General features: G+C 62.8%; 12 protein-coding genes. 3 read left to right on the top strand and 9 right to left on the bottom strand.

What is annotated here, in order from left to right:
- Window positions 1-92: 92 nt before the first annotated feature.
- Window positions 93-413, top strand: coding sequence for a thioredoxin TrxA (trxA, locus tag ACQ66J_RS08825; protein ID WP_375550130.1), 321 nt, complete (start codon window positions 93-95; stop codon window positions 411-413).
- A gap of 60 nt (window positions 414-473) precedes the next feature.
- On the opposite strand, the gene pyrF is transcribed toward trxA, so the two are convergent.
- The 4 genes from pyrF to ACQ66J_RS08805 all read right to left on the bottom strand — a co-directional run bounded on the left by pyrF (window position 474) and on the right by ACQ66J_RS08805 (window position 4,273).
- Window positions 474-1,163 carry an orotidine-5'-phosphate decarboxylase gene (gene pyrF, locus ACQ66J_RS08820; protein ID WP_375550172.1) on the bottom strand — a complete coding sequence of 230 codons (690 nt, stop codon included), beginning with the start codon at window positions 1,161-1,163 and terminating at the stop codon, window positions 474-476.
- 59 nt (window positions 1,164-1,222) lie between these two features.
- A complete protein-coding gene (locus tag ACQ66J_RS08815) occupies window positions 1,223-2,056 on the bottom strand; it encodes an SDR family NAD(P)-dependent oxidoreductase (protein ID WP_430431321.1) in 834 nt (277 codons plus the stop codon).
- 80 nt (window positions 2,057-2,136) lie between these two features.
- On the bottom strand, window positions 2,137-3,543 hold the full coding sequence (locus ACQ66J_RS08810; RefSeq protein WP_430431320.1) for an alpha/beta hydrolase family protein: 1,407 nt from the start codon (window positions 3,541-3,543) through the stop codon (window positions 2,137-2,139).
- A 205-nt stretch (window positions 3,544-3,748) separates the two neighbouring features.
- Entirely contained in the window at window positions 3,749-4,273 is a 525-nt protein-coding gene (locus ACQ66J_RS08805; protein WP_375550133.1) for a GAF domain-containing protein, read from the bottom strand.
- Window positions 4,274-4,416: 143 nt separating this feature from the next.
- On the opposite strand from ACQ66J_RS08805, the gene ACQ66J_RS08800 reads away from it, so the two are divergent.
- Window positions 4,417-5,643: an argininosuccinate synthase gene (locus ACQ66J_RS08800; RefSeq protein WP_430431319.1), complete on the top strand. Its 1,227-nt coding sequence runs from the start codon at window positions 4,417-4,419 to the stop codon at window positions 5,641-5,643.
- Window positions 5,644-5,751: 108 nt separating this feature from the next.
- On the opposite strand, the gene ACQ66J_RS08795 is transcribed toward ACQ66J_RS08800, so the two are convergent.
- From ACQ66J_RS08795 to ACQ66J_RS08775, 5 genes are all read right to left on the bottom strand, one after another.
- Entirely contained in the window at window positions 5,752-6,924 is a 1,173-nt protein-coding gene (locus tag ACQ66J_RS08795; protein WP_430431318.1) for a DUF418 domain-containing protein, read from the bottom strand.
- A 587-nt stretch (window positions 6,925-7,511) separates the two neighbouring features.
- On the bottom strand, window positions 7,512-8,645 hold the full coding sequence (locus tag ACQ66J_RS08790) for a hypothetical protein (protein ID WP_430431317.1): 1,134 nt from the start codon (window positions 8,643-8,645) through the stop codon (window positions 7,512-7,514).
- A 101-nt stretch (window positions 8,646-8,746) separates the two neighbouring features.
- Window positions 8,747-11,212, bottom strand: coding sequence for a DNA translocase FtsK 4TM domain-containing protein (locus ACQ66J_RS08785; RefSeq protein WP_430431316.1), 2,466 nt, complete (start codon window positions 11,210-11,212; stop codon window positions 8,747-8,749).
- A gap of 63 nt (window positions 11,213-11,275) precedes the next feature.
- Complete coding sequence (locus ACQ66J_RS08780) at window positions 11,276-12,565, bottom strand: hypothetical protein (RefSeq protein ID WP_430431315.1); 1,290 nt, start codon at window positions 12,563-12,565, stop codon at window positions 11,276-11,278.
- A gap of 90 nt (window positions 12,566-12,655) precedes the next feature.
- Window positions 12,656-13,093, bottom strand: a complete 438-nt coding sequence (locus ACQ66J_RS08775) for an acyl-CoA thioesterase (protein ID WP_430431314.1) — start codon at window positions 13,091-13,093, stop codon at window positions 12,656-12,658.
- Between the two features lie 108 nt (window positions 13,094-13,201).
- On the opposite strand from ACQ66J_RS08775, the gene nth reads away from it, so the two are divergent.
- Window positions 13,202-13,894, top strand: a complete 693-nt coding sequence (nth, locus tag ACQ66J_RS08770; protein WP_430431313.1) for an endonuclease III — start codon at window positions 13,202-13,204, stop codon at window positions 13,892-13,894.
- The last annotated feature ends 198 nt before the right edge of the window (window positions 13,895-14,092 follow it).

The raw sequence follows: 14,092 nt of genomic DNA, 5'->3' as shown, positions 1-14,092 counted from the left end.
GCTTCCTAGGTCTCCGGTCAACTTCAAACCCGCAGCCGCGCCGATTCCGGGCGGAGACGGACATTTTGGATTTTTGTTAAGGAGCAAGGCTCATGGCGACCCAAGCGGTGACCGACGACACGTTTGAATCTGATGTTCTGAAAGCCGACGGCCCGGTGCTGGTCGATTTCTGGGCGGAATGGTGCGGCCCCTGCAAGCAGATCGGCCCGGCGCTCGAAGAGATCGCCGCCGACAAGGCGGGCGCGCTGACCATCGCCAAGGTCAATATCGACGAAAATCCGATGGCCCCCAGCAAGTACGGCGTGCGCGGCATCCCGACCCTGCTGATCTTCAAGAACGGCGAAGAAGTCAGCCGCAAGGTCGGCGCCATGGCCAAGTCCAAGATCGAGGAATGGATCAACGAAGCCGTCTAGGCTCTGAGCCATCTTCAAGAACAGAAAACCCCGGAAGCGTGCTTCCGGGGTTTTTCTTGTTCAGGCTTTCGCCATTTCATCGGCGATCGCTTGCGCCGCCGCAAACGGATCATCGGCCTGGCTGATGGGGCGTCCGATCACCAGATGCGAGGCGCCGGCTTTCAAAGCGGCCTCAGGCGTCGCCACGCGCACCTGATCGCCCAGCGCTGCGCCCGCCGGTCGCACGCCCGGCGTGACGATCAGGAAATCTTCGGGCACGCGGGCGCGAATGGCCTCAGCCTCCTGCGGCGAGGCGACGACCCCATCCAGTCCGCAATCAAGCGCCTGGTCTACCCGGCGCATCACCAGATCACGCGCGCCATAGGCATAGCCCATCTGGGTCAGCATCGGATCGTCATAGGCCGTCAGGACCGTCACGCCGAGGATTTTGAGATCAGAGCCCTCACGCCCCTCCACCGCCGCGCGCATGACCGGCGGTTCGGCATGCACCGTCAGAAGATCCGCGCCCGCTTGCGTGATCGAGCGCGTGGCTTTTTCGACGGTGGCGGGGATGTCATGGAGTTTGAAATCCAGAAACACATCATGACCGCGCGCCTTCAGGGATCGCGCCAGATCCATGCCCCCAATCGGCAGAAGCTGGAGCCCGATCTTGTAGTGCGCGCAGGCTTCGCCCAGCGTCTCCACCAGCGCCTCGGCGTCTGAAATGGCTGGCAGGTCGAGCGCAGTGATCAGGCGGCGGTCGGTCATTATCATCCCCGATTAGTAAAAGCAGCCAGCGACCTAGACCGCTGCGCGACCGTGATCAAGCGTCAGGATGCGGCGTTGGCCTGGGCCTTCGCAACCATGCGCTTTTCCTGCAAGCGCATGATCGCCTGCCCCACCGGATCAGGCAGCACGCGCGACACCGCGACGAGGAATTTGTACCAGGCGCCGGGCACGCGCAGGGGCACGCCGCGCTCCACCGCGTCATAACCCGACACGGCCACCTCTTCCGCCGTCAGCATCCAGAAGGAGGGCAGGTTTGAGACGGTGCCGCGGGCGCCGTTCACATCGTGAAATTCCGACCAGGTATAGCCCGGCGCCACGGCGGTGACGTGCACATTGCGGTCCTTGAGCTCCAGCCCCAAGGCCTCTGACACCTTGATCAGAAGGCTTTTCGCGCCCGGATAGAGCGTGCCGGAATAGCGGGTGTGGGCGTTGGCGGCGGGCAGCAACGCGGACACCGAAGCGATATTGATGATGCGCCCGAAACCGCGCTCGGCCATGGGCTTGGCGACCAGATGCATCAGCTTGAGATAGCTGGTGACCATCAGCTCCGTGAACTGGGCCTGATCCTCCCAGCTCAGCTCCACGAACGCCCCCGGACGTCCCACGCCCGCATTGTTGACCAGGGCGTCGATCTGGCGACCTGCGTCTGACACCGCCTTGACGATCGTTTCTGGCGCGTCTGGCTTGGAGAGGTCGGCAGCGATCACCAAGCTGTCCACTCCGAACTGGGCTTTGAGCTCCTCGGCCATATCCTTCAGCCGGTCTTCGCGACGCGCGACCAGCGCCAGATCCCAGCCCCGGCGCGCAAATTCACGCGCAAACGCTGCGCCAATACCGGAAGACGCACCTGTCACAAGAGCGAGACGACGGGCCATGAAATCTCCAATCCGCAGATAATTTTCAGATCAAGAAGGTGACCGTTCCGCCCTGCTCTGTCCAGAACCAAGCGCGAGGCTCAGTCCGTACACGCCTGATCAATGAGGGTCCGGGTTTCCTCGATAAGGATCGCGCGGGCCGTGGGTGAAAGCGCATGCCCCGCCGCGCCATACTCGGCTGGCGAACCGGTCTCGCTGTCTTCAAAGATATGGTCCACACCCGGTACGATCACGGTGCGGGTCGGCTTGTCGCCGCGCGCGTCTAGCAGAGCGGCCTGAGCGGCTTCGGGCAGGACCTGAAGATCACGCTCTGCGAACACCGCCAGCACGGGACCTTCAAACGCGGCGGCCGCGGCCGCCGGGTCACCCTCAAACATCGCCACAGCATAGGGTTGGCCCCACATCGCACCTTGTTGACGCGCCGCCGCTTCAGGCAGTCCCAGCTCTATCAAGACCGCTTCGATGGCGGCGGGCGCTTCGCCCGGCCCGGCTTGGTCGATGGCTTGAAACACGCGGGTTTGAAGCTCGCGGTTCGCCTCCACGGCGTCTTCCCCCTGCCCGGACGCCCGGATCAGGGCTTCGGACTGGTCATAAAGCAGCGTCTCCATGTCCTGATGCTGACCGGCGAGCGTGATCATGAAGTCGGCCTCCGATTCATTGGCCGCCAGCAGCCCCAGAAACCCGCCCTCGGAATGACCCAGATAGCCGACGCAAGAGAGCCCGGTTTCTGCCTGTAGCACCTCCAGCGCGCGCACTGCGTCATCAGCCAGATCAGACGGGGTCAGAGGCGGTGGCGCGTCCGAACCGCCTACGCCGCGGTCATCATACCGCAGGCTGGCGACCCCGGCCTCAGCCATGGCGTCTGCGATCGCGGCATAGACCGGGTGACCGGCGATGTTGCCATCGCGATCTTGCGGGCCGGAGCCGCTAATCAGAACCAGACCGGCGCGAGGCGCAGTCGGGCCTGTGAGCACGCCTTCCAGCACGCCGTCTTCCAGAGCCACTTCGACGACAACGCCCTCGCCATAGACCGGGGCGGTCTCGGCGGACGGCTCATCACGCGTCTGATCTTCGTGGGGCTCAAAGACCAGAGTCGTGCTCAGGCCGCCTTGATTAAACGTGCCGGTGATCACGCCGCCTTCCAGCACGCCGTCATATTGCAAAGCCAAACCCGGTGTTGAGAAATGCAACTCGGCGCCGTCAAACCGGACGATGGACATCGGCACGCGCGCGCCGCCTTGATCGACCGAGATCAGGATCAAGGACGGTTCATCGCCAGACAGGTCGATCTCCAGCTCCAGGCGCAATTGCTCAGCGCCAGCGTCCAGCACACCCGCCCAACGCCCGTCAAACGCCGGGTCCGCAGGCGACAGCGCCTGCACGCGCTCGGTCTCTGACAAGGCGTCCGAGCCAGATTGCTCCGGCGGGGAGCCGCAAGCGACGGCCAATATGGCGATTGGCAACAAGGTGGTCAGCGTGCGGATCATCAGGGCTCTCCATATCTTGACGCCACTGTCTTAGCATCAACGCGAATTCGCGTTCAGGCCAAACAGGTCATATGTGAGATGTTGTTTCCGCCTTCGTCCATTCCGGACGTCATGAGGCGAGGCGCCTGTTGCGCGATTGCCAGATCACGACGGGCGACCTCGCACTGTCTGACTGGGTCTGGAAAACCGACCCGGACCGAGAGGTCTATTCCGCCGCTTCGGACTGAGTGAGGCCGCGCAGATCGTTGAAAATGAGGCTTTGAGCCATTTCGGTCGCCGCCTTCAAAGCCTCGTGTTCCTCAGTTGAGAACCGGAAGAACGGCGCCGTATCGACCACCGCGACCGCTCCCAGAGGCGTTCCGTCGGGTGATCGCAGCGGATGACCACAATAAGCGCGGACATAGGGGGGGCCGACACAGACCGGGTGCTGGGATAGAACAGGGTCAACCAGCAGGTTCAGAACTTCAATCGGCTTGTTTGAGGCCACAACATTCGTGCAAATGGCGTCCTTGCAATCCGCTTCCGTTGCCGTCAGCCCGTATCTGCCGATGAAACGAACGCGCTGGTCACCAACCAAAGAGATCACACAAATCGATGCCTTAAAAGCAAACCCCGTCAAATGCGCCAGCCTGTCCAGCGCGTTCAGCGTTTCCGGATGCAATCCGTCCAGCTCGGCGACGGCCTTCAGACGATCAGTGTTGGTCAGGTCTGACGGATCAGGCAATGACATTGGATAGGGCCCATGGCCGTTTCTGCTTGACTGAAACCATAAGGACGAAGCCTTGTGAGTCAGTTAAGCGACTGACGCTTTCGCTGCACCGTCGCAGGGTCTAGATTGCCGCCCGTTTGAAACCTCGCACTCCGGGACGCGCCATGAGCCAGAACATCAAGAAAATCGTGCTCGCCTATTCAGGCGGGCTGGACACTTCGGTCATTCTCAAATGGCTGCAGGACGCCTATCAGGCGGAAGTGGTGACCTTCACTGCTGATCTGGGCCAGGGCGAAGAGCTGGAGCCGGCGCGACGAAAAGCCGAAAAGGCTGGCATCAAGGACATCTTCATTGATGACCTGCGCGAGGAATTCGTGCGCGATTATGTCTACCCCATGGTGCGCGCCAACGCCGTCTATGAAGGCCAGTATCTGCTGGGCACGTCCATCGCACGCCCCCTGATCTCCAAACGTCTGGTGGAAATCGCCCATGAAACCGGCGCTGACGCCGTCGCCCATGGCGCCACCGGCAAGGGCAATGACCAGGTCCGGTTCGAGCTGGGCGTGGCGGCGCTCGACCCTGCGCTGAAAGTGATCGCGCCCTGGCGCGAATGGGATCTCAACTCACGCACCAAGCTGATCGCCTACGCCGAAGAGAACGGCATTGAAGTGCCGTCTGACAAGCGCGGCGAAGCGCCGTTCTCCGTCGACGCCAATCTCTGGCACACCTCTTCTGAAGGCAAAATGCTCGAGGACCCCGCCGAAGAGGCGTTTAACGAGGTCTGCCTGCGCACCCGCCATCCCGAAGACGCGCCGGACCAGCCTGAATACGTCACCATCGGCTTTGAACGCGGCGATGCGGTCAGCATCAACGGTCAGGCGATGAGCCCGGCGACCATCCTGACCCAGCTCAACGATTTGGGCGCCACGCACGGGATTGGCCGTCTGGATCTGGTGGAGAACCGGTTTGTCGGCATGAAATCGCGCGGCATTTATGAGACGCCGGGCGGGACCATTCTGATGACCGCCCATCGCGGCATCGAACAGCTGACGCTCGACGGCGGCGCCATGCACCTCAAGGACGAGCTGATGCCGAAATACGCCAAGCTCGTGTACAACGGCTTCTGGTTCAGCCCGGAACGCGAAATGCTTCAGGCCGCCATCGACCATTCCCAGCGCCATGTGACCGGCGAGGTCCGTCTGAAGCTCTATAAGGGCAATGTGTTGGTGGTCGGCCGGTCGTCGCCCAGCTCGCTCTACTCGCTCGAGCACGTCACCTTTGAAGAAGATGATGTGTATGACCAGAAGGACGCAGAAGGGTTTATCCGCCTCAACGCCTTGCGTCTGAAGCTTCTGGCCCAGCGCAAGCATCGCTTGGGCGAGAACGACTAATCCGCCTGGCCAGAATCGATGCGTCCCCGGCTCCCAGAAACCGGGGACGCACGCGCCAGCGGGCTACAGACGATGCGGTGGAGCGCCCCTCAACGCTCCGCCAGGCATCTACTCCGCCGGCAGGGTCTTGGCGCGGGGCCGCAGCACCGGCGCAATCAGCCCCGTCCCTTGATCCACAAAGACGCGCAGCGCTTTCTCCATCGGTCCTTGCTTGAACCGGGAGAGCCAAAGATTGCACGCCACGATGATAAAGCCGCCCGCCGGGATCATCAGCCCCCACAGGGCGACGCGATCAAAGCGGCCATAAAGCTCCAGCCCGAATCCGGTAAACAGCCACAGCATCATCAGCGAGCTGCCCATATAGGCGGTCAGCGCCATCTTGCCGACCGGCTCGAAGATCACTTTGCTGACATGGGCGAACAGCTCAGACCGCATGGCCAGCACGAAACCCGCCAGCATGGCGATGACGATGAAGGGTTTGGAAAAGCGCATCACCGGGTGAAGGCTGGCGTCAAAGACAAAGCCCGAGAGCGCCGCATGGATCGCCGTGCCTGCGGCCAGCGCCACGCCCACAGCGCCTGCGATCGAGACGACGCGCACCAGCGTTTGCGCAGAGAGATTGAGCGCGCCCGAGCGCATCAACCCCAGACCGAGCAGCATGTAGCCGCCCGCTTCCGCGATCCGGCCCAGCACCGAGGCGTTGGTCATCATCATGATCCAGGTCTCAACCGAGGCCTGCACATGGGGCCAATAGCCCTCAGCATGGGCGGCCTGAACCGCCATCATCTCGGCATAGGTCGGGGTTTCGGTGGCGATGTCGCGATAACCCGCATAGGCCACGACCACCGCCCAGCCCAGGGCCGCGAAGGCGAACAGATAGCGCGGCGGCAGCCAGGACAGCACCAGCACGCCCATGCCCGCGACCGCATAGATCGCCAGAATGTCAGACGACCACGCCAGAAGGCTCATATGCACCACGCCCAGCACCAGAAGACCGATACAGCGCACCAGAAAGCCCGCCCGGCGGGTCAGCATATCGCCAGAGCCTGACAGGATGATCGCCATGGAGGCGCCGAACAGGCTGGCGAACACGCCGCGCATCACCGCGTCGATAAAGACCGCTTGCGTCCCCCACAGCCCCATCTCCCACGGCGTCCAGCCCAGAAGGCGCGGATCGGAAAACGCGAAATTCGTGCCGCCGGTGGACGGGAAATGCGCGATCAGCAAACCCAGCACGGCAAAGCCGCGCAGCGCGTCCAGAACCCGAATTCGATCTCGCATTGGCACACCTCCATAAACGCGTTCACGTTTCATCAAGGTCTTTGCAAGCGATGGGCCAGCGGGAGCAAACCGAGCGGGAATAGAAAGAGACACGCCCAAACGCCTCGCGCCCATTGGGCCGAGGGGCGAACGCAGGAAGACCGGTCCGGCTTGAGGTTTGGGGTAGTCTTGCGAAAGCGCCGATCCGGCCTTCCCTGCGCCTGGCCTCACCCTGTCACACGCAAGGCTCAGCCGACAGCTTGCGCCGCCTCTCCTCGCCCCACCCGACGGTCGCGATCCGCCCTCTCACAAGCGAGGAGAGGATCAGGATAGAGGAGGGTGGGAGGGGGGCGGATAAACTGGGATGCGTCTCTCATGACTCTCTTTCCCGGCGCAGGCCGGGAAAGGGACGCTTGGAGTCTTCTCCTCTCCCCTCAAAGATGGGAGAGGGACGCGCACCCGCGCCTACGGGTCAATCCTGCCGCTCAGACTGTCATTCGCCGGTTTATCCGGCGAATCCAAGCCGTGATCTATGATCAGACCCACCGGAATGGATCCCCCGGACAGGCCGGGGGATGACAAGGAGTGGGGTTTGAAGAAAGGAGCGCCTAAGCCACGCCGCGCGAATGATAGAGCGGCATGTCGTCATCGAGATCGCGGGCGATGTCGCCGGCGAGATCGGGCAGCAGGGTCGTCGCCATTTCATGGCGGATCACGCCCTCGCCGCGCTGACGGCGCCAGTAATTCCAATAGGTGGTGAGGTGGGTCAGCGCCGCCACATCATCGCCGATCCGGCTGAACAGGTTCGGCGCTTTCAACAGCAGCATACGCATGGCGATGGGGTCGCCGTCATCGAGGAAAGCGGAGACCACGCGGTAATAGTTTTCCCGCCCCGCCTTGAGGTCTTCCCAGCGCAACCGGATCGAGCGGCGAATGCGGCTGATGGGCGCCGCCAGCGGACGGAAGGGCGCTGAGCCGTCTTCCTTTTCCAGTCGCGCCAGATCGCGCAGGAAGCTCGCCAGCTCTTCGGTGATGATATTCATACGCCACAGATAATACAAAAGCCCCTTCCACCCGAAGACGCCGACGGTGAAGTCTTCGGGGTCCATGCGCAGGGCGTTGCGCAAATCCTCACGCTGGGCGTGGCTCTTGGCGTTGAACAATACCGCGGCGAGGCGTTCGGGACGTTTGCGCGTGGTGGACTCGCCCAGCGCCTTGGCGGAGATGTCGGCCATATGCCGGGCTGCGAACATCTTGAACTCGGCCTCGTCGGCCTTGGCCATGGTGAAATAGCGCGGGTCGAGGTCGCGCTCCGGGAACAGGGCTTCCAGCAAGAAGGGATCAAAGGCCGGCGCTGATTTCAGCCGCGACAGCGTGCGCACGTCCTCGGTGAATTCTTCTTCATAGAGGTTGCGGTCACGCCCCAGCGCCTCTTCCAGCCAGGCTTCGAGGTTTGGCGCTTCGATGAAGGTCCAGAATGCGCCGGCGCCCGGATCCTTGGGATCAATGGGCATGACCAGCTTGGTCACGATATTACGGCCCGACCGCACCAGAGAGCGCTCATTGCGGCGCAGATTGTGCTTGATCAGAAAGCAGCGGTTCAGGCCGCGATGGCGAAAGAGCGGATTGGGGGTTTGGGCCAGATCCGGGAAACGCTTGTGCAGGCCGCACAGGTCGAGCACGCGCGGCGTTGAGCCGCCCCGCATCAGGTTCTTCAGATCATATGGACGGCGGCTGAACATTTTAGCCGATCTCCTACCCCGCTCAACATGTGAGCATGGGCGGAAAACTGGCCCTCACGCCAGCGAATCCGGGCGTGAGGGTTAACGGCGCAATAAGCCCGTCAGTCCCCGTGTTCAGGCAGAAAGATCTCGCGCTTGCCGGCATGATCGGCCGGGCCGATCATGCCCTCATCCTCCATACGCTCGATCAAGGTCGCAGCGCGGTTATAGCCAATCTGAAGGCGGCGCTGGATATAGCTGGTGGACGCCTTGCGATCACGCGCGACCACGGCGACGGCCTGATCAAACAAATCATCGCCCGACCCGCCGCCCACCAGATCGAGCGCGCCCTCGCCGCCCTCTTCATCGAGATCCTCGGTGACCGCGTCGAGATATTCCGGCGTGCCCTGGGATTTGAGGAAATTGGCCACATCCTCAACCTCGCGATCGGAGACGAACGGGCCGTGCAGGCGCCGGATGCGGCCCCCGCCCGCCATGTAGAGAAGATCCCCCATGCCCAGAAGCTGCTCGGCGCCCTGCTCGCCCAGAATGGTGCGCGAGTCGATCTTGGAGGTGACCTGATAGCTGATCCGGGTGGGGAAATTCGCCTTGATGGTGCCGGTGATCACGTCCACGGACGGACGCTGGGTCGCCATGATCAAATGGATGCCCGCCGCCCGCGCCATCTGCGCCAGGCGCTGGATGGCGCCCTCGATATCCTTGCCGGCGACCATCATCAGGTCCGCCATTTCGTCGATCACCACGACGATATAAGGCATGGCGTCAGGCTCGATGATCTCGGTCTCATAGACCGGCTCGCCGCTTTCCTTGTCAAAGCCGGTCTGGACGGTGCGGCTGAGCACGTCATTGTCTTCACGCGCCTGCCGGGCCTTCTCATTGAAGCCCTTCATATTGCGCACGCCGACCTTGGACATCTTCAGATAGCGCGACTCCATTTCGCGCACGGTCCATTTCAGCGCCGCCACCGCCTTTTTGGGATCGATCACCACCGGGCTGAGCAAATGCGGAATGCCGTCATAGACCGACAATTCCAGCATTTTGGGGTCGATCATGATCATCCGGCACTCTTCAGGCGGCAGCCGGTACAAAAGCGACAGGATCATCGCATTCACACCCACCGATTTACCCGACCCGGTGGTGCCCGCGATCAGAAGGTGGGGCATTTTGGCGAGATCGGCGGTGAAGGGTTCGCCGCCAATGGTCTCCCCTAGCGCCATGGGCAGCTCCGCCTTGGCGGCCTCGAAAGGCTTGGAGGCTAACAGCGCGCGCAGGAACACCGTCTCGCGATGCTGGTTGGGCAGCTCGATGCCGATGGCGTTGCGCCCCGGCACGACCGACACCCGGCAGGCCACCGCCGCCATGGAGCGGGCGATATCATCGGCCAGATTGATCACGCGGCTGGTTTTCACGCCGGGGGCGGGCTCCAGTTCATACAGCGTCACCACCGGGCCGGGGCGCACCTGAACCACTTCACCCTTCACGCCGAAATCCGCCAGCACGCCGGTCAGAAGCTCGGCGTTCTGGGCCAGGGCGTCTGCATCCACCGTGTCGGCCCGCGGCGGCGCCGGCGACAACAAATCCAGACGCGGCAGCTCAAACCCGGACGAATCGCCGCTGAACGGCAAGGCGCCCTGAGCCTCACGGGCTTCGCGATCTGATTCGCGCACGCTTTTCTTGCGCGCCACCTTCACAGGGCTTGGACGCGCCGGTGCGCCCGTGCTGGGCATGGCCGCATCGTCATACCCGTCATCATCGTCTTCAGACACAGGCTCGCGATTAATGCGCGGCGCAGCTGTGTCTGCCTTGCGCGCACGCTTGAGAAACGCCGGCGCAGTTTCCGCGCGGCCATCCGGCGAAGCGGGGGTCTGCACCTCGACCTCGCCGCGGCCCCAGGCGCGCGGAATGGCGCCCAGAACCTGATCGATCCAGACCCGGACTGTCGCCCAGACCAGCTCAGCGGCGTCGCGCGCCGCGGTCAGGTCACGCACGGTCAGGCCAAAGCAGAAAAACACGCCGAACACCGCCAGCGTCAAACCCAGACCGCCTGCGATCACCCGTCCGCCCGGCGCACTGACCTCTTGGGTCAGCGCCTGGATCAAGCCCAGCAACCCGTCGCCGATCAAGCCGCCCAGACCGGTGGCGAACGGCCAGTTCGCGGGCATGGGCAAAGCTGAAACCGCCATGGCGAACCCGCATACGCCCAGAAGACCCGAGATGATCCGGAAGGCTGAGACCGTCTTGGTGCGGCCTCGCGGACCCCGAACCAGCAAGATCAAGCCCCAGCCCATCAACGCCAGCGCCGCCGCAGCGCCCGCCCAGCCTGACACCTGCAAGACAAGATCAGACGCCACTGCGCCCGGTCCGCCAAGCCAGTTGGTCGCCGCACGATCGGTCGCCGCGTTCAAGCTGGGATCCAGGGGATTATGGCTCAGCATGGACACGATCACGAACACGCCCAGAGCGGTCATGACAGCGCCGATCAATGCGGTGCGGACACGCGCGATCAGCCCCGGTCTGCGTCGCACCGGGGTTTCAGACTCCAAAGAGGGATCAGCCGCCATGGTCATGGCCTCCAGACTGCCTCAAAGAGTCTTCCCGACGGGTTAATCGGCGTTAACCGACGACAGTTTTTACGGGATCGGAAGCGCCAGGATCACCGGAGACCGCCGCGGTCCGTCCGGCGCCGCGCCATCGGCCGGAAACTGGTCCCAGGGCGCATCCGCATTCACAAACAGACGATCATCCGCGATCCGCGCCGTGGTCGGCTCGCCCAGACGTTCATCCCCGGTCAAAACCGGCTCAAGCCCGACCAGCTGGTTTGCGTCATCAAACACCAGCTCAAAGACACCAAAAGGCGCTGCGCCATTGCGCACCACGAACAGGCGCCCCAGCCGGTCCGCCACCAGACCGTCCATACCGATCAGGCTGGCGCCGTCGGGGCTGGGTTGCAGATGCGCGACCCGGCTGACCGGATCAATGCGCCACAATCCCACTGCATAATCGACGACCCACAACGCCCCGCGCGCCTGAGCCAGACCTTGCAGAGACGCAAAGCGCTCATCCTGCGCATAAAGCTCCAGCTCGGCGCGGGGACCGTTGAGGCGGTAAATGCGCCCAGCCTCTGCATCTGAGACGAACACCACCCCGTCGCGCACGGTCAGATCGCCCATGCGCGCGGCGCCCTCGATCGTATGGCGCGCAATCAGCTCCCCGGTCTCAAGGTCCAGCACCAGCAAGGCCGTGCCAGACGGCTCTCCCGGGGCGAGCGGGGTCTGGTCCACCACGCCCTCAACCGCATAGAGCCGGCCATGGCGTCGGTCTGCGGCGAGCCCGAAGATGGAGCCGATGGGCTCATCCTCGCCCGCGAACACTTCAAACTCATCGGGCGCAAACGGTTCGACCCGATAGATGCGGCGCTCGGCGACCCCGCCCAGATACAGACGCTCGGTTTCGTTATCGACCGCCAGCGCTTCGATCAGTGCATGGGGCAAGGGCGGCGTGGCCACTGCGACCGACTGGCCCACAGGCGCGGCGTTTTCAACAAGCGCCGCGCGAATGGCGTTTAATCGCTCAGGATCAGCGGCTTCAAGCTGCGCCAGATTGCGAACCGCTGCATCCAGATCATATCTGAGGCCAGCACGCGCGATGGTTTCAAGCGCTTCGAACTGATGCTCTGTCTGCCCGGCCATGGCGCCCAGCAGCACCGCATTGTTCAGTAATCCCGGATGGCCGGGCTGGAGCTCCAACGCCGCCGCATTCATGCGATGCGCAGTTTCGAAATCCTCGATCTGAGCGGCGGCCCGCATCTCTTCACGCAGCAAGCGTGACAGGTCGAGCGCAGATTGCGATTGAGCCGGAGCGGAGGCCGAAGCGCCCAGAATAAGGGCGATTGCGGCGAGAGAAGAGGTTAGCGCTTTCATCACACCAGTTTGCCCAATCTTGAAAGGCGCTAGCAAGGCGGCAAAACGGCAAGAGGGTGCAAAACTGTCGCCTGCAATCTTGCAGCATCTCTAAACTGTCTTGATTATCAAGACTTCAAGCGCCTTGCGGCCCTCTTCGGGGATGGGCGAAGGCTTTTTCCCATCCGTGTTCACCAGAACAGATTCGCTGGCGCCGATGCACCGCCCGTTCTGAAACAGACCCTGGCCGATCGTGTAGCTGGACCCGCCGATGCGCAATATCCCGGACCCGACCACCAGATCGTCAGGATAAAACGCCTCATCCAGATAGGCGATGTGAACATCCGCAATCACCATGCGCATCTTGTTGGCCTTGCGCAGATCAAGCGGAAACGCCTTGCGGTTCAGCGCGCCGCGCGCTTCTTCATAAAAGGCGCCGATCGCCACATTGTTGATATGGCCCAAAGGGTCGAGATCCTGAAACCGGCTGGGGACGGACACCACCAAGGGATAAGTCTCGAGTTTGAGGCGATACGCGTCAGGCTTCATGTTGATCTACCGGGAACTGAGTGTGCTGCAGTGCGTTATGCCGCTCTGGCGACAGATTGAAAAGGTGCAGGACTTGCCTGCGCTCAACGAGAAGGCTATCGCCAAACCATGACCCAAGCGCCAAAGCCTCGTAAAAAACCCGTCAAACGCCGCCCGCCCGGACTGAACAAAGAGCAGGCAGAGGAAATCTTCGCACGTCTGGCCGAGGATCGCCCCGAGCCAGAGACCGAGCTCAATTACTCAAACCCGTTCACCCTTGTGGTCGCCGTAGCGCTGTCTGCTCAGGCCACCGACGTAGGCGTGAACAAGGCCACCGACAAGCTGTTCAAGGTCGCGGACACGCCCGAAAAAATGTTGGCTCTGGGCGAAGAGGGCGTGCGCGAGCACATCAAGACGATCGGCCTGTTTCGCAACAAGGCCAAGAACGTCATCGCCCTGTCGAAAATGATCCTGGAGGAGTTTGACGGCGACGTGCCGCAAACCCGTGACGAATTGATCCGCCTGCCCGGCGTCGGGCGCAAGACAGCCAATGTGGTGCTCAACGAAGCCTTCGGCCAGCACACCATCGCGGTGGACACCCATATCTTTCGGGTCAGCAACCGCACCCGTCTGGCGCCGGGCAAGACGCCCGACGAGGTGGAGGAGCGTCTGGAACGCATCACCCCGCCGCACTATCTCAAGGGCGCCCATCACTGGCTGATCCTGCACGGGCGCTATGTGTGCAAGGCGCGCAAGCCCGAATGCTGGCGCTGCGCCATCGCCGACATCTGCAAGTTCAAGGACAAAACGCCCGCGCCTTGAGTGAGTAGGAAGCCTGTCGGCTTCCGATTACGGGGGGTTTTCTGTTCTCTCTCGCTCCGCTCGGTCGATCCTCGCTTCGCTGCGGGCGCAGGATTGTTTCTGTTCTCCCTCGCCTCCGCTCGGTCGATCCTCGCTGCGCTGCGGACGCGCATTCGCGCTTGCGAACCTTCGGTTCGGGGAGGAAACTTGTCCATGCTC

The sequence above is a fragment of the Oceanicaulis sp. genome (assembly GCF_965284345.1).
In the GTDB taxonomy this organism is placed as follows: Bacteria; Pseudomonadota; Alphaproteobacteria; order Caulobacterales; family Maricaulaceae; genus Oceanicaulis; species Oceanicaulis alexandrii_A.
The sequence above is the reverse complement of the archived record's forward strand: the minus strand, read 5'-3'. Positions and strand labels throughout refer to the sequence as shown.

Excerpts from the sequence above, each read along its gene's own strand:
- trxA (WP_375550130.1), top strand. The coding sequence starts at position 93 with ATGGCGACCCAAGCGGTGACCGACGACACGTTTGAATCTGATGTTCTG.
- ACQ66J_RS08815 (WP_430431321.1), bottom strand. The coding sequence starts at position 2,056 with ATGGCCCGTCGTCTCGCTCTTGTGACAGGTGCGTCTTCCGGTATTGGC.
- ACQ66J_RS08810 (WP_430431320.1), bottom strand. The coding sequence starts at position 3,543 with ATGATCCGCACGCTGACCACCTTGTTGCCAATCGCCATATTGGCCGTC.
- ACQ66J_RS08805 (WP_375550133.1), bottom strand. The coding sequence starts at position 4,273 with ATGTCATTGCCTGATCCGTCAGACCTGACCAACACTGATCGTCTGAAG.
- ACQ66J_RS08800 (WP_430431319.1), top strand. The coding sequence starts at position 4,417 with ATGAGCCAGAACATCAAGAAAATCGTGCTCGCCTATTCAGGCGGGCTG.
- ACQ66J_RS08795 (WP_430431318.1), bottom strand. The coding sequence starts at position 6,924 with ATGCGAGATCGAATTCGGGTTCTGGACGCGCTGCGCGGCTTTGCCGTG.
- ACQ66J_RS08790 (WP_430431317.1), bottom strand. The coding sequence starts at position 8,645 with ATGTTCAGCCGCCGTCCATATGATCTGAAGAACCTGATGCGGGGCGGC.
- ACQ66J_RS08785 (WP_430431316.1), bottom strand. The coding sequence starts at position 11,212 with ATGACCATGGCGGCTGATCCCTCTTTGGAGTCTGAAACCCCGGTGCGA.
- ACQ66J_RS08780 (WP_430431315.1), bottom strand. The coding sequence starts at position 12,565 with ATGAAAGCGCTAACCTCTTCTCTCGCCGCAATCGCCCTTATTCTGGGC.
- ACQ66J_RS08775 (WP_430431314.1), bottom strand. The coding sequence starts at position 13,093 with ATGAAGCCTGACGCGTATCGCCTCAAACTCGAGACTTATCCCTTGGTG.
- nth (WP_430431313.1), top strand. The coding sequence starts at position 13,202 with ATGACCCAAGCGCCAAAGCCTCGTAAAAAACCCGTCAAACGCCGCCCG.